Genomic DNA, 20482 nt, shown 5'->3' on the forward strand with positions numbered 1-20482 from the left:
CGGAAGGCTCAGTCCTCGCCGGGATCGTCGCGGTCGACGATGTGCATCGCGCGCGCGGCGTCGGTGATGCTCGAGGTCAGAGACGGGTACACCGCGAAGACGCGGGCGACCTGGTCGACGGTGAGGCGGCGCTCCACGGCGATCGCCAACGGGTAGATGAGCTCCGACGCCTTGGGCCCGACGATGACGCCGCCCATGACCGTTCCACTGCCCTGCCGGGCGATGATCTTGACGAAGCCGTCGGTGATGCCCTGCATCTTCGCGCGCGGGTTGGCCGAGAGGGGAAGCTTCTTCACGACGCCCTTGAAGCGTCCCTCGGTCACGTCCTGCTCGCTGAAGCCGACGGTGGCGATCTCGGGGGCGGTGAAGATGTTGGCCGTGATGCGGCGGGTCTCGAGCGGGATGACGATGTCGCCGAGCGCGTGGAAGATCGCCTGACGGCCCTGCATCGACGCGACGGATGCCAGGGGCACGAAGTTCGTGCAGTCACCGGCCGCGTAGATGTTCGGCACCGAGGTGCGCGCGACGCGGTTGACGCGGATGTTGCCCCCGGGGGTCATCTGCACACCGGCCTGCTCGAGACCGATGCCGGCGGTGTTGGGGATCGAGCCGACCGCCATCAGACAGTGGCTGCCCTCGATCGTGCGTCCGTCGGCGAGGGTGACGAGCACGCCGTCGCCGGTGTTGACGACCGACTCGGCCCGCGCCTTCGCCAACAGCGTCATGCCGCCGCGCTGGAACACGCGCTCCAGCACGGCCGCGGCATCCTGGTCCTCACCGGGCAGCACCTGATCGCGGCTCGAGACGAGCGTGACCTTGGCACCGAGGTTCATGTACGCCGACGCGAACTCGGCGCCCGTGACGCCCGAGCCCACCACGATGAGGTGCGCGGGCACGGACTTCATGTTGTACAGCTGCGTCCACGTCAGGATGCGCTCACCGTCGGGCTGCGCCGAGGGGAGCTCGCGCGGCGAGGCGCCCACCGAGACGACGAGCGTCTCGGCCTCGATGCGGTCGAAGTCGGTGCCGCCGGCCTCGGTCGAGACCACCACCGCGGAACCGCCGTCGAGCCGGCCGTGACCCGAGATGATGCGCACGCCCGCCTCGAGGAGCGAGCTGCGCATGTCATCGGACTGCTGACGGGCCAGCGAAAGCAGGCGCTGGTTGACGGCGGCGAGGTTGATGGCCACCTCGGGGGTGAGGGGCTTGCCGCGGTCGTCGCGGGCGAACAGCTGCACGCCGAGGTCGCTCGCCCCGCGGATCGCGACGGCCGCATCGGCGGTGGCGATGAGGGTCTTCGAGGGGACGACGTCGGTGATCACGGCCGAACCGCCCACGCCCGCGCGCTCCACCAGGGTCACGTCGGCGCCCAGCTGCGCGGCGGACAGGGCCGCCTCGTAGCCGCCGGGGCCGCCCCCGACGATCGCGACGGACTGCTTGCGCTCGAAGCTCTGCACCATGACATCCATTGTGTCAGCGTCGTCTGCGTCGGCGACACGCGAACGACCCGTTGTGCCCGCGTCTGGCCCCGGAGCCTCCGCGCTTTCTAGAGTGGAGGCATGTCCAACAGCACTTCTCACCCGCTCGATGACCCGGCGGTCGACCCGTTCGAGGTCGCCACGGCCGCAGCGGCCGACATCGCCCGCCTCTCCGGGGTCGAGCACCACGACATCGCCGTGACCCTCGGGTCGGGGTGGGGACGCGCCGCCGAGCTCATCGGCGAGGAGACGGCGTCGTTCCCCGCCACCGAGGTCGTCGGTTTCTCGAAGCCCGCCCTCGAGGGGCACGTCGGCACGCTCCGCAGCGTCCGCACCCCCGGCGGCAAGAACGTGCTGGTCATCGGCGCGCGGACGCACTACTACGAGGGTCACGGCGTGCGCCGGGTCGTCCACAGCGTCCGCACGGCCGCCGCCACGGGGGCGACCACGATGATCCTCACCAACGGCGCGGGCGGCATCCGCGAGACGTGGACCCCCGGGCAGCCCGTGCTCATCAGCGACCACATCAACCTCACCGCCGACTCCCCGCTCGAGGGCGCGACCTTCATCGACCTCACCGACCTGTACTCGGCGCGGCTGCGCGCCATCGCGCGCGAGATCGACCCCACGCTCGACGAGGGCGTCTACACGCAGTTCCGCGGTCCGCACTACGAGACCCCGGCCGAGGTGCAGATGGCGAAGACCATCGGCGGACACATCGTCGGCATGTCGACGGCCCTCGAGGCGATCGCCGCGCGCCAGGCCGGCATGGAGATCCTGGGCTTCTCGCTCATCACGAACCTGGCCGCCGGCATCCAGCAGACGCCGCTGAGCCACGCCGAGGTGCTCGAGGCCGGCCGCGAGGCCGAGCCCGTGATCTCGGCGCTGCTCGCGCGCGTGATCGGCGCGCTGTGAGCGCGTACCTCGACGCGGCCCGCGCCTGGCTCGCGCAGGATCCGGATGCCGTGACCCGCGACGAGCTGTCGGAGCTCATCGCCCGGGTGGAGACGGGGGATGCCGAGGCCGAGGCCGATCTGGACGACCGCTTCTCGACCCGCCTGGCGTTCGGCACGGCGGGCCTGCGCGGAACCCTCGGCGCCGGCTCCAACCGCATGAACCGCGTGCTCGTCGCGCAGGCCGCGGCCGGATTCGCCGCGTACCTGCTCGAGCATCGCCCCGGAACGCCGACCGTGGTGGTCGGCTACGACGGGCGTCGCAATTCCGACGTCTTCGCGCGCGACTCGGTCGAGATCTTCACGGGAGCGGGGCTGAACGCGATCCTGCTCCCCCGCATGCTGCCCACCCCCGTGCTCGCGTTCGCGGTGCGTCACCTGGGCGCCGACGCCGGCGTCATGGTGACCGCGAGCCACAACCCGCCCGACGACAACGGGTACAAGGTGTACCTCGGCGGCGTCGACCAGGGTGCGCAGATCGTGTCGCCCGCCGACGCCGAGATCGCCGCCCACATCCAGCGGATCGCCGACGAGGGCAACGTCACGGTGCTCCCCCGGTCGGTGGGATACGCCAACGCCCCCGAGTCGGTCGTCGACGCCTACGTCGCGGCCACCGCGGCCGTCGCCCCCGCCCCCGCGGGAGCCGCGGGCCTGCGGTGGGTCTACACCGCGATGCACGGCGTCGGGTGGGAGACCGTCTCACGCGTGCTCACCGAGGCGGGGTACCCGCAGCCCACGGTCGTCGACGCGCAGATCCACCCCGACGGGCGGTTCCCGACGGTGGCGTTCCCCAACCCCGAGGAGCCGGGCGCGATGGACCTCGCGTTCGAGACCGCGCGCGAGGCGGACGCCGAGCTCGTCATCGCGAACGACCCCGATGCCGACCGCCTCGCCGTCGCGATCCCCGACCCCGACGCCGAGGCCGGCTGGCGCCGCCTGACCGGCAACGAGATCGGGCTGCTGTTGGGCTGGCGCGCGGCGCGGGCCGCGGCTGCCGCGCACGACGGCGCGGCGCACGACGCCCGGGACGCGGACGCCGGGGCCCCGGCATCCCTCGCCTGTTCGCTCGTGTCGTCACCGGGCCTGCAGGCGGTCGCCGAGCACTACGGACTCGACTTCCACTCCACGCTCACCGGCTTCAAGTGGATCTCGCGGGCACCGGGCATCGTGTTCGGCTTCGAAGAGGCCCTGGGGTACCTCGTGAACCCCGGCACCGTGCGCGACAAGGACGGCATCTCCGCCGCCGTCGCGCTGCTCGAGATGGCGGCCGATGCCCGCGGCCAGGGCCGCACCGTCGCCGACCTGCTGCAGGAGTTCCGCGACACGTTCGGCGCGTTCGCGAGCGATCAGATCTCGATCCGCGTCAGCGACGTGAGCGAGATCGGCGGGATCATGGCATCCCTCCGCGCCCAGCCGCCGTCCGCGATCGGCGAGACCGCGGTGACGCGCATCGACGACCTGCTCGACGGCGTCGACGGCTTCCCGCCGGGCGACGTGCTGCGCCTGTGGCTCGACGACGGCTCGCGCCTGATCGTGCGTCCCAGCGGCACCGAGCCCAAGCTCAAGCTCTACCTCGACGTGCGCGGCACGTCGGCCAAGAAGGCGACCCGTCGCCTCGCCGCGCTGCGCGCGGGGGCGGAGGCGTTGTTGGTGTCGATGCGCTGAGGGGCGCGGGGCCGGGCGGCGCGGCGCGGCGCGGCGCGAACGGGGCGCGATCGGTGCAACGGGGCGGTCGATGATCGCCCCATTGCACTGATCGCGCCCCTATCCCGGGCTCCGCACGGTTCCTCCCCCGCGGGCAGGTTCGCGGCCCCGTCCCCAGACGGTCCGATCTGTGTGAGAGCCGCCCCGCGAAGAAGACACAGTGGGTCAATGGACCCCCACGCCGTGCCGCTTCTTCGACGTGCCGATCTCGTCGAGCGTGGATGGCACTCCCGCCGCGTCCGACGCGAGCTCGACGTCGGGTTCCTGCGCGCCATCCGCCCGGGGATGTACGCCCGGGCGGCCGACGTGGATGGGCTCAGCCGCGAAGAGAAGATCGTCGTGAAGGCTCGAGCGCTGGCCCGCACGAGCGGGTCCCCGCCGGTGTTCTGCGGACTCACCGCCGCGGCTCTGCTGGGGCTGCCCTGCCTGCGAGACGACGGCGGTCTGCACGTCCTCACGGCCGAATCTCGCCCGAGCGCCGGCGCGGGGGTGGTGCGCCATCGCTCCCTCACCGAGGGGACGGAGCTGGTGGAGGTGGCGGGGCTGCGCTGCACGCCTCTCGCGCGAACGATGGCGGATGTCGCGCGGGCGGAGACGCGGGAGGTCTCGGTCAGCATCGCCGATGCGGCACTCCGAGCTCGGGCGTTCCCCTCACCCGGCCGCTACGACGTCGATGACGCGGAGCGCCTCCGCGAAGAGGCGTTGAGCTGGGCGCGCACGTCGCCCCGGGGTCGTCGCGCCGCCGAGAAGGTCCTGCTCTTCGCCGACGGGCGCGCCCAGCTGCCCGGTGAAAGCGTGAGCCGTCTGCGGCTGCACGACCTCGGCTTCGCACCGCCGTCCCTCCAGGTCGGGGTTCCCGGACCGAACGGCACGACCTACTGGGTCGACTTCGGCCTCGACGATGTCGACGCGTGGGGCGAGTTCGACGGTCGCGTGAAGTACCGGGGTATCGCGGCGGCCGAAGGCAAGACCCCTCAGCACGTCATCGAAGAGGAGAAGCGCCGAGAGGACTGGATCCGCGGGACCACGCGGCGCCACGTCGTCCGGTGGGGCTGGGAGGATCTCGGCGACGCGGCCACGCTCGGCCTCCGCCTCGCGGCCTTCGGCATCACTCCTCCGCGCGGCGGGGCGCGATCGGTGCACCGGGGCGCGCAATGACCGCCCCGTTGCACCGAACCCGCCCCACACCAGGCGACGCCGCGCGGCACGGCACGGCGGCACGGCACCGCACGGCACGGCGGCACGGCACGGCACGGCACCGCACGGCCGAAGGGGCCGACGTGTCAGCCGTCGATCACCGCGACCAGCTCGTCGAGGAACGCGGGGAAGCTCGTCGCCTTGCGCACGATCCGCTGCACGCTGTCGCGCTCGCTGAAGACCTCGACGAACTGCTCGAACACCGTCTGGAACGCCTCGCGGTCGGTCTCGCTGAACGCCACCAGCGCCACGACCTGCACGCGGCCCTCTCCCCACGTGATCGAGGGGTCGGCGATGCCGATCGCGATGCGCGTCTGCGTCGCGGTCATGCCCATCGCGTGCGGCACGGCGAGGGCGTCGGTGAACGCGGTCGACGAGATCGCCTCGCGCTCCACGGCGCGCACGACATAGGCGTCGTCGATCACCCCCTGCTCCACCAGCAGCCCGCCGAGGAGCCGGATGACGCCGGCCTCGCCGTCGGTGGCATCCAGGCCCCGCACGAACGCCCCGGGCGCGAAGTACCGCTCGAGTTCGGCCCGCAGCCGCGCCAGGCGACGCCCGCGGCGGATGCGACCGGCCGCGGCCTGCACGCGCTCGACGTCGGCGTCGGTGAGGAAGGGCTGGATCCGCACGAAGCGGTCACCGGGGCGCGGCGGGTCGATCGTGGTGAGCACCAGGTCGGTGTCGATCGCGTCCCAGGCCGGGTCGATGCGCGTCTCGACACCGACGACCTCGATGGCCTGCCCGAGCGAGCGGTCGACGCTGGAGCGCAGCAGCTCGTGCAGCTCGTAGTACCCGGGGCACACGATCGTCGCCGTCAGCAGTTGGTCGGCGCGACGGCTGCGCTCGAGGCGCCCGCCCACGTGCATCGCGATGTAGGCGATCTCGTCGTCGAGGATCGGAATGCCCAGGCCGTCCTGCAGTCCCTTGGCGATGTAGACGGCGACCTCGAAGATCATCGGGTACGTCGACTTCAGCGAACGGGTCAGGGGGTTGCGCGACCAGGCCTGCTCGCGCGAGCGGTGCAGCAGGTTCTGCACGTGCAGCGCGAGGCGCAGGATGAAGTCGTCGTGCGCGATGTCGACGAGGAACTCGGATGCCGCGTTCTCGACGACCCGCCGCACGGCCACCTCCACCGCGGGGTCGAGGCGCGAGCGCACGTCGTCGACGGCCGGCGAGCCGGGGGCGACGATGCGCGTGAGCACGAGGGTCGCGAGATGGCGCAGGTCGCCGGAGCCCAGTTGCACGCCGATGTGCTTGAGCGTCAACCGGTCGAGCAGCGCCGCCACGGCGGCGGCGGCGTCCGACGAATCGCCGCCGGGAGATCCCAGCGCGCGGTCGCGGGTGGTGCGGTCGGCGGCGATGGCGATGTGCATGACGACGTCGCCGATGCCGATCTCGTTGACGTAGTACCCGAGGGATCCGAGTTCCGACACCAGCTCGGCCTTGAACGGTCCGAAGGCGCGCGCGCCCACCGAACGCTCCCCGAGCGTGCGCCGCAGGGCGTCGAGGTCGAAGTGCCCGGCATCCATCTCGTCGTGCGCGAGCTTCGAGAGCAGTCGGCGCTGGGCGACTTCGGTCCCACGGAGGCGGGCGGTGGATGCCGAGCGCTCCAGGGTCAGTTCGGTGCCGCCGAGCAGGCCGCGCACGCGCGACAGATCGGCTTCGAGGGTCGCGGCGCTCACGTGCAGCGCGTCGGCGGTCGAGTAGACGTCGATGCCGTCGGCGGAGTCGAGCAGGCGCCGCACGAGGGTGTGGAGGCGGTCGCGGGGGGTTCCGGCATCCGATCCCGAGATCGCCCGCAGCGCGGCGGCCGCGTCGGCTCCCGCGCGGTACCCGAGCGGGCCCGATTCGATGGCGGCGCCTCCCGCCACGCGCGCGTTGACGGCCGTCACGTACGACCGGACGCTGCGCGGGGTGACGCCCAACGCATCGGCCAAGGACGCGGCGGTCGACCATTCCCCGTCCCGCAGCAACAGGGCCAGCAGGCGGTCTTGGCGAGCTTTCGTCGTCACGATCCGTCCTCCGCGCCGCACCGAGTGTGGCAGCGCTCCCTCCATCCAACCACGCACCCCCTCCCCCGGCGCGGGTGGGCGGCATCCATGTTCCGGGGGGTGGGAAACGAACCTGGTTGTCTGCTGGGAGCGCGGTGCGGACAATCGAGAGGGAGAAAGGCCGGTCGATGAGGATCCTCGTGGTGTGCGGAGCGGGTGCGTCGAGCACGTTCGTCGCGCAACGCGTTCGTCATGCTGCGCAAGACAAGGGCCTCGCCTATTCCGCCTCGGCGGGAACCGTCCGCTCGTTGCCGATCGACCTCGACCAGGCCGACATCGTGCTCGTCGGACCTCACCTGGCCGCAGACCTGGAGCGCATCCGGCAGGACGCCGCCGCACGGGACGTCCTGGTCGCCCTGCTCCCCGATGACGTCTTCACCGACCGCAGCGGCATCCGCACGCTCGCGCTCGTCGAAGAGGCCCTGCGCGCCCGCCCGGGCGCGGACACGATCTGAGACCGACGGAAAGGATCCCCATGCCCCACCTCACCCGCACCGTCCGCATCGGATCGACGCACGGGCTGCACGCGCGCCCCGCGAAGCTCTTCGCCCAGGCCGCCAAGGACTCCGGCATCCCCGTGACGATCGCCAAGGACGCGGGCGCCGCGGTCAACGCCGCCAGCATCCTCGGCATCATCGCGCTGGGTCTCGAGTACGGCGACTACGTCACCCTCACCGCCGACGGCGACAGCGCCGAGGCCGTCATCGACCGCCTCAGCGAACTGCTGACCACCGACCACGACACCGAGTAAAGGAAACAGCACCATGACGGAACTCCGTGGAGTCGGAATCGGACTGGGCGTCGCCCAGGGACCCGTGGCGCGCATGGCCGAGCCCCTGCCCGCCCCGAAGGACGAGAAGAGCGCGCAGTCGGTCGAGGCCGAGACCACCCGCGTGCGCGAGGCCATCGCAGCCGTCGCCCGCGAGCTCGAAGCCCGAGGAGCACAGGCCGGCGGCGCCGCCCGTGACGTGCTCGAAGCCCAGGCGATGATCGCCGAAGACCCCACCCTCGAGGCCGAGGTCGACAGCCGTCTCGCGACCGGCAAGACCGGCGAGTTCGCCGTGCACGACGCCTTCGCCTCGTTCCGTGAGCAGCTCGTCGCCCTCGGCGGCTACCTCGGCGAGCGCGCCGCCGACCTCGACGACGTCGCCCAGCGGGTCATCGCCCGCCTCCGCGGCGTCGCCGCCCCCGGCATCCCCGACCCCGGCCACCCGTTCGTGCTCGTCGCCAAGGACCTCGCCCCCGCCGACACCGCGCTGCTCGACCTCGACAAGGTGCTGGCCCTGGTCACCACCGAGGGCGGGCCCACCTCGCACACGGCGATCCTCGCCCGTGAGAAGTCGATCGTCGCCGTCGTCGGCGCGGCCGGCGCCAAAGACCTCGTCGACGGCCAGTCCGTGATCGTCGACGCCGCCGCCGGTGTCGTGACCCTCGACCCGACCGACGACGAGAAGGCGCGCGCGCTCACCCGCGCAGCCTCCCGTGCCGCCGCGGCATCCGCCCCCATCACCGACGGCGCGCTCGCCGACGGCACCAAGGTGCCCCTGCTGGCCAACCTCGGAAAGCCCGGCGGAGCCGCCGAAGCCGTCGAGCTGGGCGCCGAGGGCGTGGGCCTGTTCCGCACCGAGTTCCTCTTCCTGAGCTCCAGCTCCGCCCCCACCGTCGAGGAGCAGCGCGCCGCGTACACCGAGCTGCTCGGGGCGTTCCCCGGCAAGAAGGTCGTCGTGCGCGTGCTCGACGCCGGCGCCGACAAGCCCCTGCCCTTCCTCAACGACGCCCACGAGGAGAACCCGGCGCTGGGCCTTCGGGGCCTGCGCGCCCTGCGCGCGAGCGAGGACATCCTGCGCGAGCAGCTCACGGCCCTGGCCGAAGCGGATGCCGCGACCCGCAAGACCGAGGCGGGCCCCGCCGACCTGTGGGTCATGGCCCCGATGGTTTCGACGGTCGAAGAGACCCGGTACTTCACGGCGCTCGCCAAGGACTACGGCCTGAAGACCACCGGCGTCATGGTCGAGGTCCCCTCCTCGGCGCTGCTGGCCGACCGCATCCTGCAGATCGCCGACTTCGCCTCGATCGGCACCAACGACCTGACGCAGTACACCCTCGCCGCCGACCGGCTGCTGGGCTCGGTCGCGTCGTTCCAGGACCCGTGGCATCCGGCCGTCCTGCGCCTCATCCGCGAGGTCGGCGCCGCCGGACGCACCTACGACAAGCCCGTGGGCATCTGCGGTGAGGCCGCGGCCGACCCGCTGCTCGCCGTCGTGCTCGTCGGTCTCGGCGCCACCACGCTGTCGATGGCCCCCACCGCCCTCGCCGACGTGCGCGCCACCCTGCTCACCCACACTCTCGACGATGCGCTCCGCATCGCCGAGGCCGCCCTGGCCGCCGATGACGCGGCCTCCGCCCGAGAGGCGGCCCAGGCCGTCTCGGCAGCCCGGGAAGCGGCTCCCGCCTTGTCCTGACCACGTGAAACGACCCCGGTCGCTTCCTCGAACACCGGCGGCACCAGCCGCTTCCCCACTGCGTGGCCCCCGCTGCGCACCACACCAAGGAGACACAGCAATGACGACGACGTCACCCACCAAGAAGCCGGGAGGGGCACGGGTCGCGGTACAGCGATTCGGCACGTTCCTCTCCGGCATGATCATGCCGAACATCGCGGCCTTCATCGCATGGGGCTTCATCACCATGCTCTTCATCCCCGACGGCTTCTTCGGGGCGCGCAGCCCGTTCGGCTGGCACTGGGAGCCGGTCGCCGAGATCCTCGGCGGCGGCGGTGACGCCGCCACGATCGGCTGGCCCGGCGCCATGACCGCCCTCACCGAGGGCGACGCCGGCACCTACCAGGGCTACGTCGGCCTGGTCAGCGTCATGATCACCTACCTGCTGCCCCTGCTCATCGCCAACACCGGTGGACGCATCGTCTACGGTGCGCGCGGTGGCGTGGTCGCCACGATCGCGGTCATGGGCGTCATCGCCGGCACCAACATCCCGATGTTCCTCGGCGCGATGATCATGGGCCCGCTCGCGGCCTACGTCACCAAGCAGATGGACAAGCTGTGGGACGGCAAGATCCGCCCCGGCTTCGAGATGCTCGTGAACAACTTCTCGGCCGGCATCCTCGGCATGATCCTCGCGATCGTCGGCTTCTTCGCCTTCGGTCCGGTGTTCCTCGGCATCAGCGCCTTCCTCGGCGGCATCGTCGCCTTCCTCGTGCAGTTCAACCTGCTGCCGGTGCTGTCGATCATCGTCGAGCCCGCGAAGGTGCTGTTCCTCAACAACGCCATCAACCACGGCGTCTTCACCCCGCTCGGCATCGAGCAGGCGGCGGAGTCGGGCAAGTCGATCCTGTTCCTCATCGAGGCGAACCCCGGCCCCGGCCTCGGCCTGCTGCTCGCGTTCACCTTCTTCGGTGTCGGCGCGGCGAAGGCTTCGGCTCCCGGTGCGATCATCATCCAGTTCTTCGGCGGCATCCACGAGATCTACTTCCCGTACGCCCTCGCGAAGCCGATGACGATCCTCGCCCTGATCGCCGGTGGCGCTGCCGGTGTCGCCACGAACATGATCTTCGGCGGTGGCCTGCTCTTCCCGGCCGCTCCCGGCAGCATCATCGCCGTGACGGCCGCGGCCGCCGGTGGCGGCATCGCGAACGTGCTCGTGGTCTACCTCTCGGTGATCATCGCCGCCGCCGTGACCTTCCTTGTCGCGGGCGTCATCCTGCGGGCCTCGCGCAAGCGCGACCTGGCCGCCGAGGGGGGCGACGACAAGTTCGCCGCCGCCATCGACCAGACCCAGGCCAACAAGGGCAAGGAGTCCTCGACGCTCGGGGCCCTGCGCACCCGCACCTCGAACGACGTCAACGCCTCGGCGGACCGCGACGTCGAGGGCGCCCTGGGCGGCCTCGAGGGCGGCGCTGTCGCGACCAAGCAGCTGAACAACATCGTGTTCGCGTGCGACGCGGGCATGGGCTCGTCGGCGATGGGCGCGAGCGTCCTGCGCAACAAGATCAAGAAGGCGGGCATCGACGGCATCACGGTCACCAACCAGGCGATCGCGAACCTCGACGGCTCGGCCGACCTGGTCATCACGCAGAACCAGCTCACCGACCGCGCCAAGTCGCAGTCGCCCGACTCGATCCACGTCTCGGTCGACAACTTCATGAACTCGCCGAAGTACGACGAGGTCGTGGAGATGGTGCGCGCCCAGCACGACGCGAAGTAATCCACTATCACGGAGGGGCCGGAGCACATGCGCCGGCCCCTCCGCCTTCCCGTCCGGCCCGATCTTTGCGAGGCTGGACAGCACGACGAGAAAGGCGAGAACCATGTCACACGACGTCCTCCGCATCGAATCCGTCCGCATCCACCCCGGGAGCGCCACCCGCGAGGAGGCGATGAAAGAGGCGGCCGACCTGCTGCAGGCCACGGGCTCGGTCACGGGCGAGTACTTCGCCGCCATGCAGCAGCGCGAAGAGACCGTCTCGACCTACATGGGCAACGAGCTCGCCATCCCCCACGGCACCAACGAGACCAAGCAGGCCATCCTCGAGTCCGGCCTGTCGGTCGTGCGCTACGACGGCGGCGTCGACTGGGGCGGAGAGCCCGTCAGCTTCGTCATCGGCATCGCCGGCAAGGGCGACGAGCACCTCGAGATCCTGTCGCAGATCGCCATCCTCTTCTCCGAGGACGATGACGTCGCGCGTCTGAAGGCGGCCTCCTCGCCCGAGGAGCTCTTCCAGGCCCTGTCCGGGTCCGTCAACGCATGAAGGCCGTCCACTTCGGCGCGGGCAACATCGGTCGCGGCTTCGTCGGACTGCTGCTGCACGAGGGCGGCTACGAGCTCGTCTTCTCCGACGTCTCGGCGGCTCTGGTCGCGGCCATCAACGACGCCTCGTCGTACACCGTCCACGAGGTGGGAGACGGCGGCGTCGACAAGACGGTCACCGGTTTCCGTGCCATCGACAGCTCGGTGGATGCCGAGTCCCTCGTCGACGAGATCGCCACGGCCGACGTGGTCACCACCGCCGTCGGTCCCACCATCCTGAAGTTCGTGGCTCCGCACATCGTCGCGGGGCTCGCGCTGCGCGACCCCTCGCTCGCCCCGTTGCAGATCATGGCGTGCGAGAACGCGATCGGCGCGACCGACCAGCTGCGCGAGCACATCGTCGAGCTGGCCGGCGAGTCGTGGGACGCCCTGGCCGCCCGCGCGGTGTTCGCCAACACGGCGGTCGACCGCATCGTTCCCGCCCAGGCGCAGGGCGGTGTCGACGTCACCGTCGAGCCGTTCTACGAGTGGGCGATCGAGCGCGGGCCCTTCGGCGACACCCCTCCGCACATCCCCGGTGCGCACTTCGTCGACGACCTCGAGCCCTACATCGAGCGCAAGCTCTTCACGGTGAACACGGGCCACGCCACGACGGCGTACTTCGGCGCGCGCGCCGGCATCGACCGCATCTCCGACGCGCTGGCAGACCCTGCGATCTCGGCACGGGTCGAGGCCGCGCTGGAAGAAACCAGCGCCCTGCTGGTCCAGAAGCACGAGCTCGACCCCGACGTGCAGGGCGAGTACCGCGCGACGATCCTGCGCCGCTTCCGCAACGCGGCGCTTCCCGACACCGTCTGGCGGGTGGGTCGCCAGCCGCTGCGCAAGCTCTCGCGGCACGAGCGCTTCGTCGGGCCCGCCGCCGAGGCGATCGAGCGGGGTCTCCCGGTCGACGCGCTGGTCGCGGCCATGGCCGCCGCCCTCGACTTCTCGGATACCGAGGACACCCAGGCCGTCGACCTGCAGCGTCTGCTGCGCGAGCTCGACGCCGAGGCCTTCACGGCAGAGGTGACGGGGCTCACTCCCGAGCACCCGCTGCACGCCCGGATCGTCGAGATCGTCGCCGCACGGCAGGCAGCCCTGGCCGCGTGACAACCCCGATCTCCTCACGACACGCAGCGTTACGCTCGTGAGGTGACCGACACCACCCCGTCCGACGCCGGCGGAGCGCCCCGAGCGCCCCGCCGGCGTCGTCGTGTTCTGCGCTGGATCCTCGGCGGCATCGGCGCTCTCGTGGTGCTGCTGATCGCCGGGATCCTGATCTACACCCAGGTCGGCGTCATGGGCGCCGAGCCCGGCCCCCTCGCCGAGGCCGAGGCGGACCCCGCGCTGACGATCACCGACGACGGCGCGGGGATCGTGCTCTCGCCCACCGCCGGCGCCACGGGCCAGGGGCTGGTCTTCATCCCGGGCGCCAAGGTCGAGGCCGAGGGATACATCGCCACGTTCGCCGACACCGTCGTCGACGACGGCATCACCGTCGTCATCACCCGGCCGTGGCTGAACCTCGCGTTCTTCGACCCGCGGCCGCTGTCGACCTTCACCGACCTCGCCCCGGGGGTGTCGACCTGGGCGGTCGGCGGCCATTCCCTCGGCGGTGTCCGCGCCTGTCAGCTGGCACCCGACGCCGACGCCCTCGTGCTCTTCGCCTCGTACTGCGCGAACGACCTCACGGCATCCGGACTCCCCGTCCTCAGCCTCTCGGGATCGGAAGACGGTCTGAGCACCCCGCAGAAGATCGCGGATGCCAAGAAGGAGCTCCCCGCGAACGCCACGTTCGTCGAGATCCCCGGCGCATCGCACGCCTCGTTCGGCGCGTACGGCCCGCAGCCCGGCGACGGCACACCCACGGCCGATCCCGACGACGTCGACCGGGTGATCGCCGAGCAGCTGGCCGGCTTCCTTCCTCGGCCCTGAGCTGACCTCGCGCTGCCCGGCGCATGACGGGCGCGGCCCGCGGGGCGAGCCCGGCGCATGACGGGCGCGGCCCGCGGGGCGGCGGTCCGGTGCCCCGGCCCGCCCTCACCCTGTCGTGAGCTGAGCCGTGCGCAAGACGTCTCGCGCACGGGCTCAGCCGGGTGACGCGTCCCCTCACCGACCCCCGTAGTCGCCTCGGTAGTAACCCCGTAGTCGGTCTGTTCCCGACCGCTCAGCGGATTCGTAGCATCGGTCGTACGGGTCCTCGCGAGGCAGATGAGGCGGACGAGACCCCGATCGTCCCGTCCCCCCGGATCGCCGCGACCCCCCGGTCGGTGATTCGCGACCCCGCGGCGCTGAGCGTCGCGCAAGAGGCCCATGCATCACTCGCGTCCCCCCGGCGCGCGCCGCCCGCGCGCGCTCGTCGCTTCCGCGGCGGCGACGCTGGCGATCATGGCGGTGCTGGTGGGGTCGGGTGTCGCTCCGGCGAGCGCGCTCCCCCTTCCGCCGTCCCCCACGGGGAACCCGAGTGAGTCGACCGTCGCCCCATCACCGATGCCGAGCCCGAGCGACGCCCCCCGCACGCCGTCGCCCGCGGCGAGCCCGAGCGCGTCGGCGACGATCGCAGCCCCCACCCCCGGCGTCGACCGCCCCCTTCCCTCACCGGCCCCCGACGACGACGACGCCGTCGACGTCCCGTCGACGCCCTCCCCGGACGGCGGCGAGACTCCCGACCCGCCCGCCGAATCCTCACCCGGCGACGAGGCCGACCCGCCCGGCGACGCCGACTCGACCCCCGGCCCCGAGGCACGCGACGGCGCCGACACCGGCATGCCCCTGGAGCGCGCTCCGCCGAGCGCACGCATCGACGCCCTCGCGGCGGGGGTTCCCGAGGCACCCGCCACGGTGTGGACCGAGAGCTTCGAACAGGGCCTGACTCCGACCACGCTCACCTCCATCACCGGCTACGCCACCGGGCGCTTCACCGCCTCGACCGGCTGGGCGAGTGGCTCCACCTGCACCGGCGTGGTGCTGGCGTACGCCGCCCCCTACCCGAACGCACAGGTCTGCCCCAACCAGGGCATCGTCTCGAACTCGTCGCTCTCCGCCCGCGAAGTCCGTCGCTTGGCCGACGTCCTCGGCCAGCTCGGCGCGGGCGTCGCCGGATCGACCGCCGCCGGCACCCCGGCCAGCGGCTCCACCGACGCGACCCGCGGCAACCACGCCGTGGTGGCCCTCCCCTACACCACCGTCACCGGGGGCACGACGCTCGCCCAGAGCACCGCCGGAATCGGCGTGAGCGCGACCGCATCCCGCTACTACACCGTGCGGTTCGACGCCGCCGCCGCCGCGTGCTCGGCGAACACGCCCGCGCTGTCGGCGGGACTCTTCTCGGGAACGACGACGCTGCTCAGCGCCTTCCCCACCGCCGTGAACCCGTGCGCGGCGACCGGCCCCGTGTTCTACACCTCGACGCCCGTGCTCGCCCCGGGCGGCTCGATCGGCGGCATCCTCGATCCCACCATCAGCACCTCCGCCCGCGCCACGACCTACACGGGCACGGCGGCGGCGCTGCTCACGCCCGCGCAGATCTCCGCCGCCCAGGTGCGCCTGACGAACACGACGACCGGCGCCGGCAGCGCCTTCGGCATCGACAACCTGCGCGTGCTCGACGCCACCCCCCGTCTCGACCTGTCGTTCTCGCCCGCCAGCGTCGCCGTCGGCTCGACCTCGACGCTCACCTACACCGTCACCAACACCTCCGAGGGCGCGGCGAAGAACGACTGGTCGTTCACCAACACCCTTCCCGCCGGACTCACCGTCGCCCCGACACCGGCGATCGGCGGCACGTGCACGCAGGTCACCGGTACGGCCTTCGTCGTCACCGCCCTCGCAGGGGGCTCGAGCATCGCCGCCGTCGGCGGCGACCTCCCCGCGGGAAGCGCGAACGCCTCGTGCACGATCACGGTGAACGTCGTGGCATCCGTCGAGGGCACGTACACGAACGGCCCCGGCAACGTCGTCACCCCGCTCATCGCCACCGAGGCGACGACGCTCGCCGTCACCCCCGCCACTCGCCTCACCCTGCGCAAGAACCTGCCCGCGCGCGGCGCCTCGACCGATCAGTTCACCCTCTCGATCCGCACCTCCGCGGCCACACTGGCCACGACGACGACGACCGGCAACAGCTCCGGCGTGCAGTCGGCGCAGATCTCGCGCCTGATCGTGAACCCCGGCGGCACCTACACGATCAGTGAATCGCCCACCTCGGGAACGGGACTCGGCTACGCCGCCTCGTACGACTGCACCCGCGACGGCACGGTCGTGGCCACCGGCACGTCGCGCTCGGGGACGATCAGGATGCCGGATGACGCGGGCGCCGAGATCGTCTGCACCTTCACGAACACCCTGCAGCAGACGCGCCTGGCCTGCGACAGCGGGTTGTTCTACGGCCTGACCGTCACGGGCGCACTCGTGCAGGGCGACATCGTCGGCGGAGGCCAGACGACCGTCGGCACCTGGCCGAACGTCGCGGCCGCGAACTCGCTCGGCATCTCCGCGGGCGGAACCACCGCGTACGCCCTGAACCGCTCCACCGACGGCGCGAACGTGCTGTCGATCCTCAAATGGACGCCGAGCGGAGGCTTCGAAACCCTCGCGGGCACCGCGTACACGACCGCGGGACCCGGGGGCACCGCCGTCGCCGGCAGCATCGTCACCGGCGCCGTCGACCTCTCCACCGGCCGGTACCTCTTCGGCAAGTTCACCAACGGCGCGTTCCACCTGTGGAGCTTCACCGAGTCGGCGCCGACCGCGTCGCGGTTCGCCTACCTCGGCTCCTTCTCGGCGGGCACCGCCCCCAACGGCAACGGCGACATGGCCTTCGACTCCCGCGGCAACCTCTACGTGCTGGGCGCGGCGACCGTCAACAACGCCAGCAGCGCCGCCATCTTCACCGTCACGACCGAGACCCTGGCCGCGGCCAGCGGCGGCACGCTCGCCGTGAACACCTCCAACACCCGCGCGCTCGTCGGCATCGACCCCACCCCGGCACCGGCCTTCGGCAGCGTCACAGGACTCGCCTTCTCGCCGCGCGGCACCGTCTACCTCGCCAGCAGCACCAGCGCCTACGAGTTCGACCCCACGTCGTGGACGCGCATCGCCGGGTCGCCGCGCCTCGACATCGCCGCCAGCGACCTGGCCAGCTGCACCGGTCCCGGAAGCGTCACCGTGCAGAAGAACGTCGTGGGACGCGCCGCGGCCGCCGACCAGTTCCAGCTCTCGCTGTCCGACGCCAGCGGCGCGGTGGGCACCGCCGTCACCACGGGCGCCGCCACCGGGCGTCAATCGGCCCAGGTCGGCCCGTTCCCCGTGCAGGTGGGCACGACCCTGACGGTCTCCGAGACCATGGCGGCGGGCTCGACCTCGACGATCGGGGCGTACACCATCCGCGTGGAGTGCTGGAGCGACGGCATCCGGATCACGAGCGCGAGCTCCGCGAGCGCCGACGTCACCATGCCCGAGCGCTTCGGCGCGAGCGTCGTGTGCACGTTCTTCAACTCCCCCAGCCCCGTCGCGACGGTGACTCTCACCGCACGCGTGCTCGATCCGGCCACGGGGCAGACCACCCCGGTCGCCGGGTGGAGCCTGGGCACCGCGGCCGCGGCCACCGCAGGAACCGCCACCGCGCTCCCCAGCGAAGCACCGCGCCAGAACTCGGATCCCTCCGGCAACGCCGTGTGGAGTGTCCTCTTCGGCTCGGCGGCGTCCCGCGCCACGCTGACGATCTCCGAGGTGTTGCAGACCCGGTTCACTTTCGTCAGCGGAGCGTGCACCGTCAACGGCACGGCGGTCGCCGTCACGTTCACCACCGCGGGCGGCGTGGTCAGCGGCACCCTGCCCAACGTCGCTCCGTCCGCGATCGTCGCGTGCACGCTCATCACGCAGCCGGTCACCTCTCTCACCCTGGTGAAGTCCGTGTCGTTCGGCGCGGCCGCGGCGACCGACTGGACGCTCACCGCCGCCGCATCGACCGGTTCCCTGCCCGGCCCCACCGGACGCACCGGAACGGCCGCCACGACGAACGTGCCCGTCAGCCCCGGCCGCGCGTACCGCCTCTCGGAAGCCGGGACCACCGCCACCTATCTGCAGGTGGGGGCCTGGCGTTGCATCGAATCGACGGGAACCGTCGTCGCGGTGTCGACGGCCGGCGACGTCACTCTGCGAACGGGAGCCGCGGTCACCTGCACGGTCACCAACGCGACGGCGACCCTGACGGTACTGAAGGACGTGCTCACCCCCAGCACCGGCTTCGTCCCGGCCACGTGGACGGTGACAGCGACCCCCGCGGTGCTGGCCGGGGCGTCCCTGCCGACGCAGAGTCGCGTGGGTGCGGCGTACGACGCCGTCGGCGGGAACGCCGCGAGCACCTTCGAGGTGCGCCCGGGCCACGGCTACACGCTGTCGGAGGCGCCGACGGTCGCGGGAACCCGCCTGGCGTACCAGACGCTGCGCCTCGAGCGCCTAGACGGAGCGACCTGGACCACGGTGGCGAGCCGGAGCATCACCGCGCCCGCCGCGGGACAGAGCGCCGTGTACCGGTTCGTCAACGCGCCCGTGACCGGCCCCGCCCTGCCGATGACGGGCGGTCTCGGCGCCGACACCTTCCTCCTCTCCGGAGGTCTCCTGCTCGCCCTGACCGTCGGGGGCGCCGTGATCCACCGCAGACGCAAGGGAGGAAGCCTTCCGCTATGACCTCTCCCGTCGCGCGACACCGCCGACTGCACGACTTCTCGATTCCCACCCTTCACCACCTTCCGAAAGGCACGCACATGTCCATCCGAAAGAGAGCAGGCGCCGTTCTGAGCGTCCTCGCGCTCGGAGCCCTCACCGTCGTCGGTGCCGTCGCACCGGCATCGGCCGTGACACTCCCGGGCAACATCGACTCCACCGTCACCCGCACCCTGACGCTGCACAAGCACGCGCTGGGGCCGTCGACGCCGCTGAACCCGACGTCGACGGGTCAGGAGCTGGCGAACCCGCCCGCCGACCCCCTCTCCGGCGCGCAGTTCACCGCCACCCTCGTGTCGGGCGTCGACCTGACCACCTCCGCGGGGTGGTCCCAGGCCGCCACGCTGACGCCGGCGCAGGCCGCTCAGCGCCCCAACACGGTCAGCTTCGTCTCGTCGTTGTCGAACACCGCCGGTCTCGCGACGTTCGCCCCCGACCCTGCGCTGTATCCGAACGGACTGCCGATCGGCGTCTACCTCATCACCGAGACGCAACTGCCGGCCACCGCCACCAACCCGGCCGCCCCCTTCCTGGTGACGCTGCCCACGCCGACCGGCGCGGCCGGATCCCCGGCCAACCAGTGGATCTACGACGTCCACGTCTACCCCAAGAACGCCGTCACGCAGCTGACGAAGACGCGCGTTCCGGCACCCGCCGGGTCGGTCGAGCAGCGCAACCCCGACCTGATCCGCTGGGCCGTCGCCTCGTCGATCCCGACGCTCGCCGCCGGTGACGCCATCGACGTGTTCACTCTCACCGACAACCTGCCGTCCGAGCTGACCTACCTGACGGCGGCCACCGTCCCGGCCGGGGTCACCCCGTCGAACGTCGTGGTCACCAACGCCGCCGGTGTCGCGCAGACCTTCACCGAGACCACCGACTACACCGTCGCCAACACCGCCGGGGCTCTCACGATGACCTTCACGCCGGCCGGACGCACCCGCCTCGCCGGACTCCCCGGCGGCACCGTGACGTTCAACGTGCTGACCAGGGCCACCTCCATCCCGGCCAGCGGCGTCATCGTCAACACCGCGACGGCGAACATCAACGGCAGCACCGAGTCGGTCACCGGCAGCACGCCGATCGGCCAGCTCACGGTGTCGGCATACACGACCTCGAACGGCGCGCGCGTCCCGCTCGCCGGCGCGACGTACCAGGTGTTCCTCACGGAGCAGGATGCCATCAACGGTGCCAATCCGATCGTGATCAACGGCGAGACGAACTGGCTGACCCTGGCCAACGGCAACGTGCTCATCCCGATCATCACACCGGGCAACTACTGGGTGCGCGAGATCACGGCGCCCACCGGCTACCAGCTGCCGTCGCCCGACCGCATCCTGACCGCCGTGGTGCCCGGCCCGACCTCGACCACCGCTCCCGTGCGCAACTACCTCGAGTTCGCCCACAACCAGGTGCCCGCGTTCGCCCTGCCCATCACGGGTGGCGACGGCGGCCTCTGGTTCGGCGTCGGCGGGGCGGCCCTGCTGACGGTCATGGTGGGCTCGGCGTTGGTCGTCGCTCGCCTGCGTGCCCGCGCGGCCCAGGCTCCGGCCTGAGGACGGTCGAT

At 71.8% G+C, this 20482-nt stretch carries 14 protein-coding genes; 12 read left to right on the plus strand and 2 right to left on the minus strand.

The annotated features are described in order from the left end of the window. Window positions 1–8 precede the first annotated feature (8 nt). Entirely contained in the window at window positions 9–1469 is a 1461-nt protein-coding gene (locus tag BJP65_RS04825; protein ID WP_070408395.1) for an NAD(P)H-quinone dehydrogenase, read from the minus strand. A 90-nt stretch (window positions 1470–1559) separates the two neighbouring features. On the opposite strand from BJP65_RS04825, the gene BJP65_RS04830 reads away from it, so the two are divergent. The 3 genes from BJP65_RS04830 (at window position 1560) to BJP65_RS04840 (ending at window position 5293) form a co-directional block, all read left to right on the plus strand. Then, window positions 1560–2393, plus strand: coding sequence for a purine-nucleoside phosphorylase (locus tag BJP65_RS04830; RefSeq protein ID WP_055834410.1), 834 nt, complete (start codon window positions 1560–1562; stop codon window positions 2391–2393). Next, window positions 2390–4096 (plus strand): phospho-sugar mutase, encoded by a 1707-nt coding sequence (locus BJP65_RS04835; RefSeq protein WP_070408396.1) that lies wholly within the window; start codon window positions 2390–2392, stop codon window positions 4094–4096. Before BJP65_RS04830 ends, BJP65_RS04835 begins: the two co-directional genes overlap by 4 nt. Before the next feature lie 207 nt (window positions 4097–4303). Further along, on the plus strand, window positions 4304–5293 hold the full coding sequence (locus BJP65_RS04840) for a hypothetical protein (RefSeq protein WP_070408397.1): 990 nt from the start codon (window positions 4304–4306) through the stop codon (window positions 5291–5293). Window positions 5294–5418: 125 nt separating this feature from the next. Here BJP65_RS04840 and BJP65_RS04845 read toward each other — a convergent pair whose 3' ends face one another. Then, window positions 5419–7347 carry a transcription antiterminator gene (locus BJP65_RS04845; protein WP_181015986.1) on the minus strand — a complete coding sequence of 643 codons (1929 nt, stop codon included), beginning with the start codon at window positions 7345–7347 and terminating at the stop codon, window positions 5419–5421. A 167-nt stretch (window positions 7348–7514) separates the two neighbouring features. On the opposite strand from BJP65_RS04845, the gene BJP65_RS04850 reads away from it, so the two are divergent. The 9 genes from BJP65_RS04850 to BJP65_RS04890 all read left to right on the plus strand — a co-directional run bounded on the left by BJP65_RS04850 (window position 7515) and on the right by BJP65_RS04890 (window position 20471). Further along, window positions 7515–7841, plus strand: a complete 327-nt coding sequence (locus BJP65_RS04850) for a PTS sugar transporter subunit IIB (RefSeq protein WP_055834402.1) — start codon at window positions 7515–7517, stop codon at window positions 7839–7841. Between the two features lie 20 nt (window positions 7842–7861). Continuing rightward, on the plus strand, window positions 7862–8137 hold the full coding sequence (locus tag BJP65_RS04855) for an HPr family phosphocarrier protein (protein WP_055834397.1): 276 nt from the start codon (window positions 7862–7864) through the stop codon (window positions 8135–8137). Between the two features lie 13 nt (window positions 8138–8150). Then, window positions 8151–9848, plus strand: a complete 1698-nt coding sequence (ptsP, locus tag BJP65_RS04860; protein WP_070408398.1) for a phosphoenolpyruvate--protein phosphotransferase — start codon at window positions 8151–8153, stop codon at window positions 9846–9848. A gap of 100 nt (window positions 9849–9948) precedes the next feature. Next, the gene (locus tag BJP65_RS04865; protein WP_070408399.1) at window positions 9949–11607 is read left to right on the plus strand and encodes a PTS mannitol transporter subunit IICB; all 1659 of its coding nucleotides are present in this window, start codon (window positions 9949–9951) and stop codon (window positions 11605–11607) included. Window positions 11608–11710: 103 nt separating this feature from the next. Further along, window positions 11711–12151: a PTS sugar transporter subunit IIA gene (locus BJP65_RS04870; RefSeq protein WP_055834388.1), complete on the plus strand. Its 441-nt coding sequence runs from the start codon at window positions 11711–11713 to the stop codon at window positions 12149–12151. Beyond that, the gene (locus BJP65_RS04875; RefSeq protein WP_070408400.1) at window positions 12148–13299 is read left to right on the plus strand and encodes a mannitol-1-phosphate 5-dehydrogenase; all 1152 of its coding nucleotides are present in this window, start codon (window positions 12148–12150) and stop codon (window positions 13297–13299) included. Before BJP65_RS04870 ends, BJP65_RS04875 begins: the two co-directional genes overlap by 4 nt. 42 nt (window positions 13300–13341) lie before the next feature. After that, window positions 13342–14124, plus strand: coding sequence for an alpha/beta hydrolase (locus BJP65_RS04880; protein WP_070408401.1), 783 nt, complete (start codon window positions 13342–13344; stop codon window positions 14122–14124). Between the two features lie 378 nt (window positions 14125–14502). Beyond that, a complete protein-coding gene (locus BJP65_RS04885; protein ID WP_070408402.1) occupies window positions 14503–18879 on the plus strand; it encodes a DUF11 domain-containing protein in 4377 nt (1458 codons plus the stop codon). Next, a complete protein-coding gene (locus BJP65_RS04890; RefSeq protein WP_258027524.1) occupies window positions 18876–20471 on the plus strand; it encodes a SpaH/EbpB family LPXTG-anchored major pilin in 1596 nt (531 codons plus the stop codon). Before BJP65_RS04885 ends, BJP65_RS04890 begins: the two co-directional genes overlap by 4 nt. Window positions 20472–20482 lie beyond the last annotated feature (11 nt).

This window comes from Microbacterium sp. BH-3-3-3, from assembly GCF_001792815.1.
Lineage (GTDB): Bacteria > Actinomycetota > Actinomycetes > Actinomycetales > Microbacteriaceae > Microbacterium.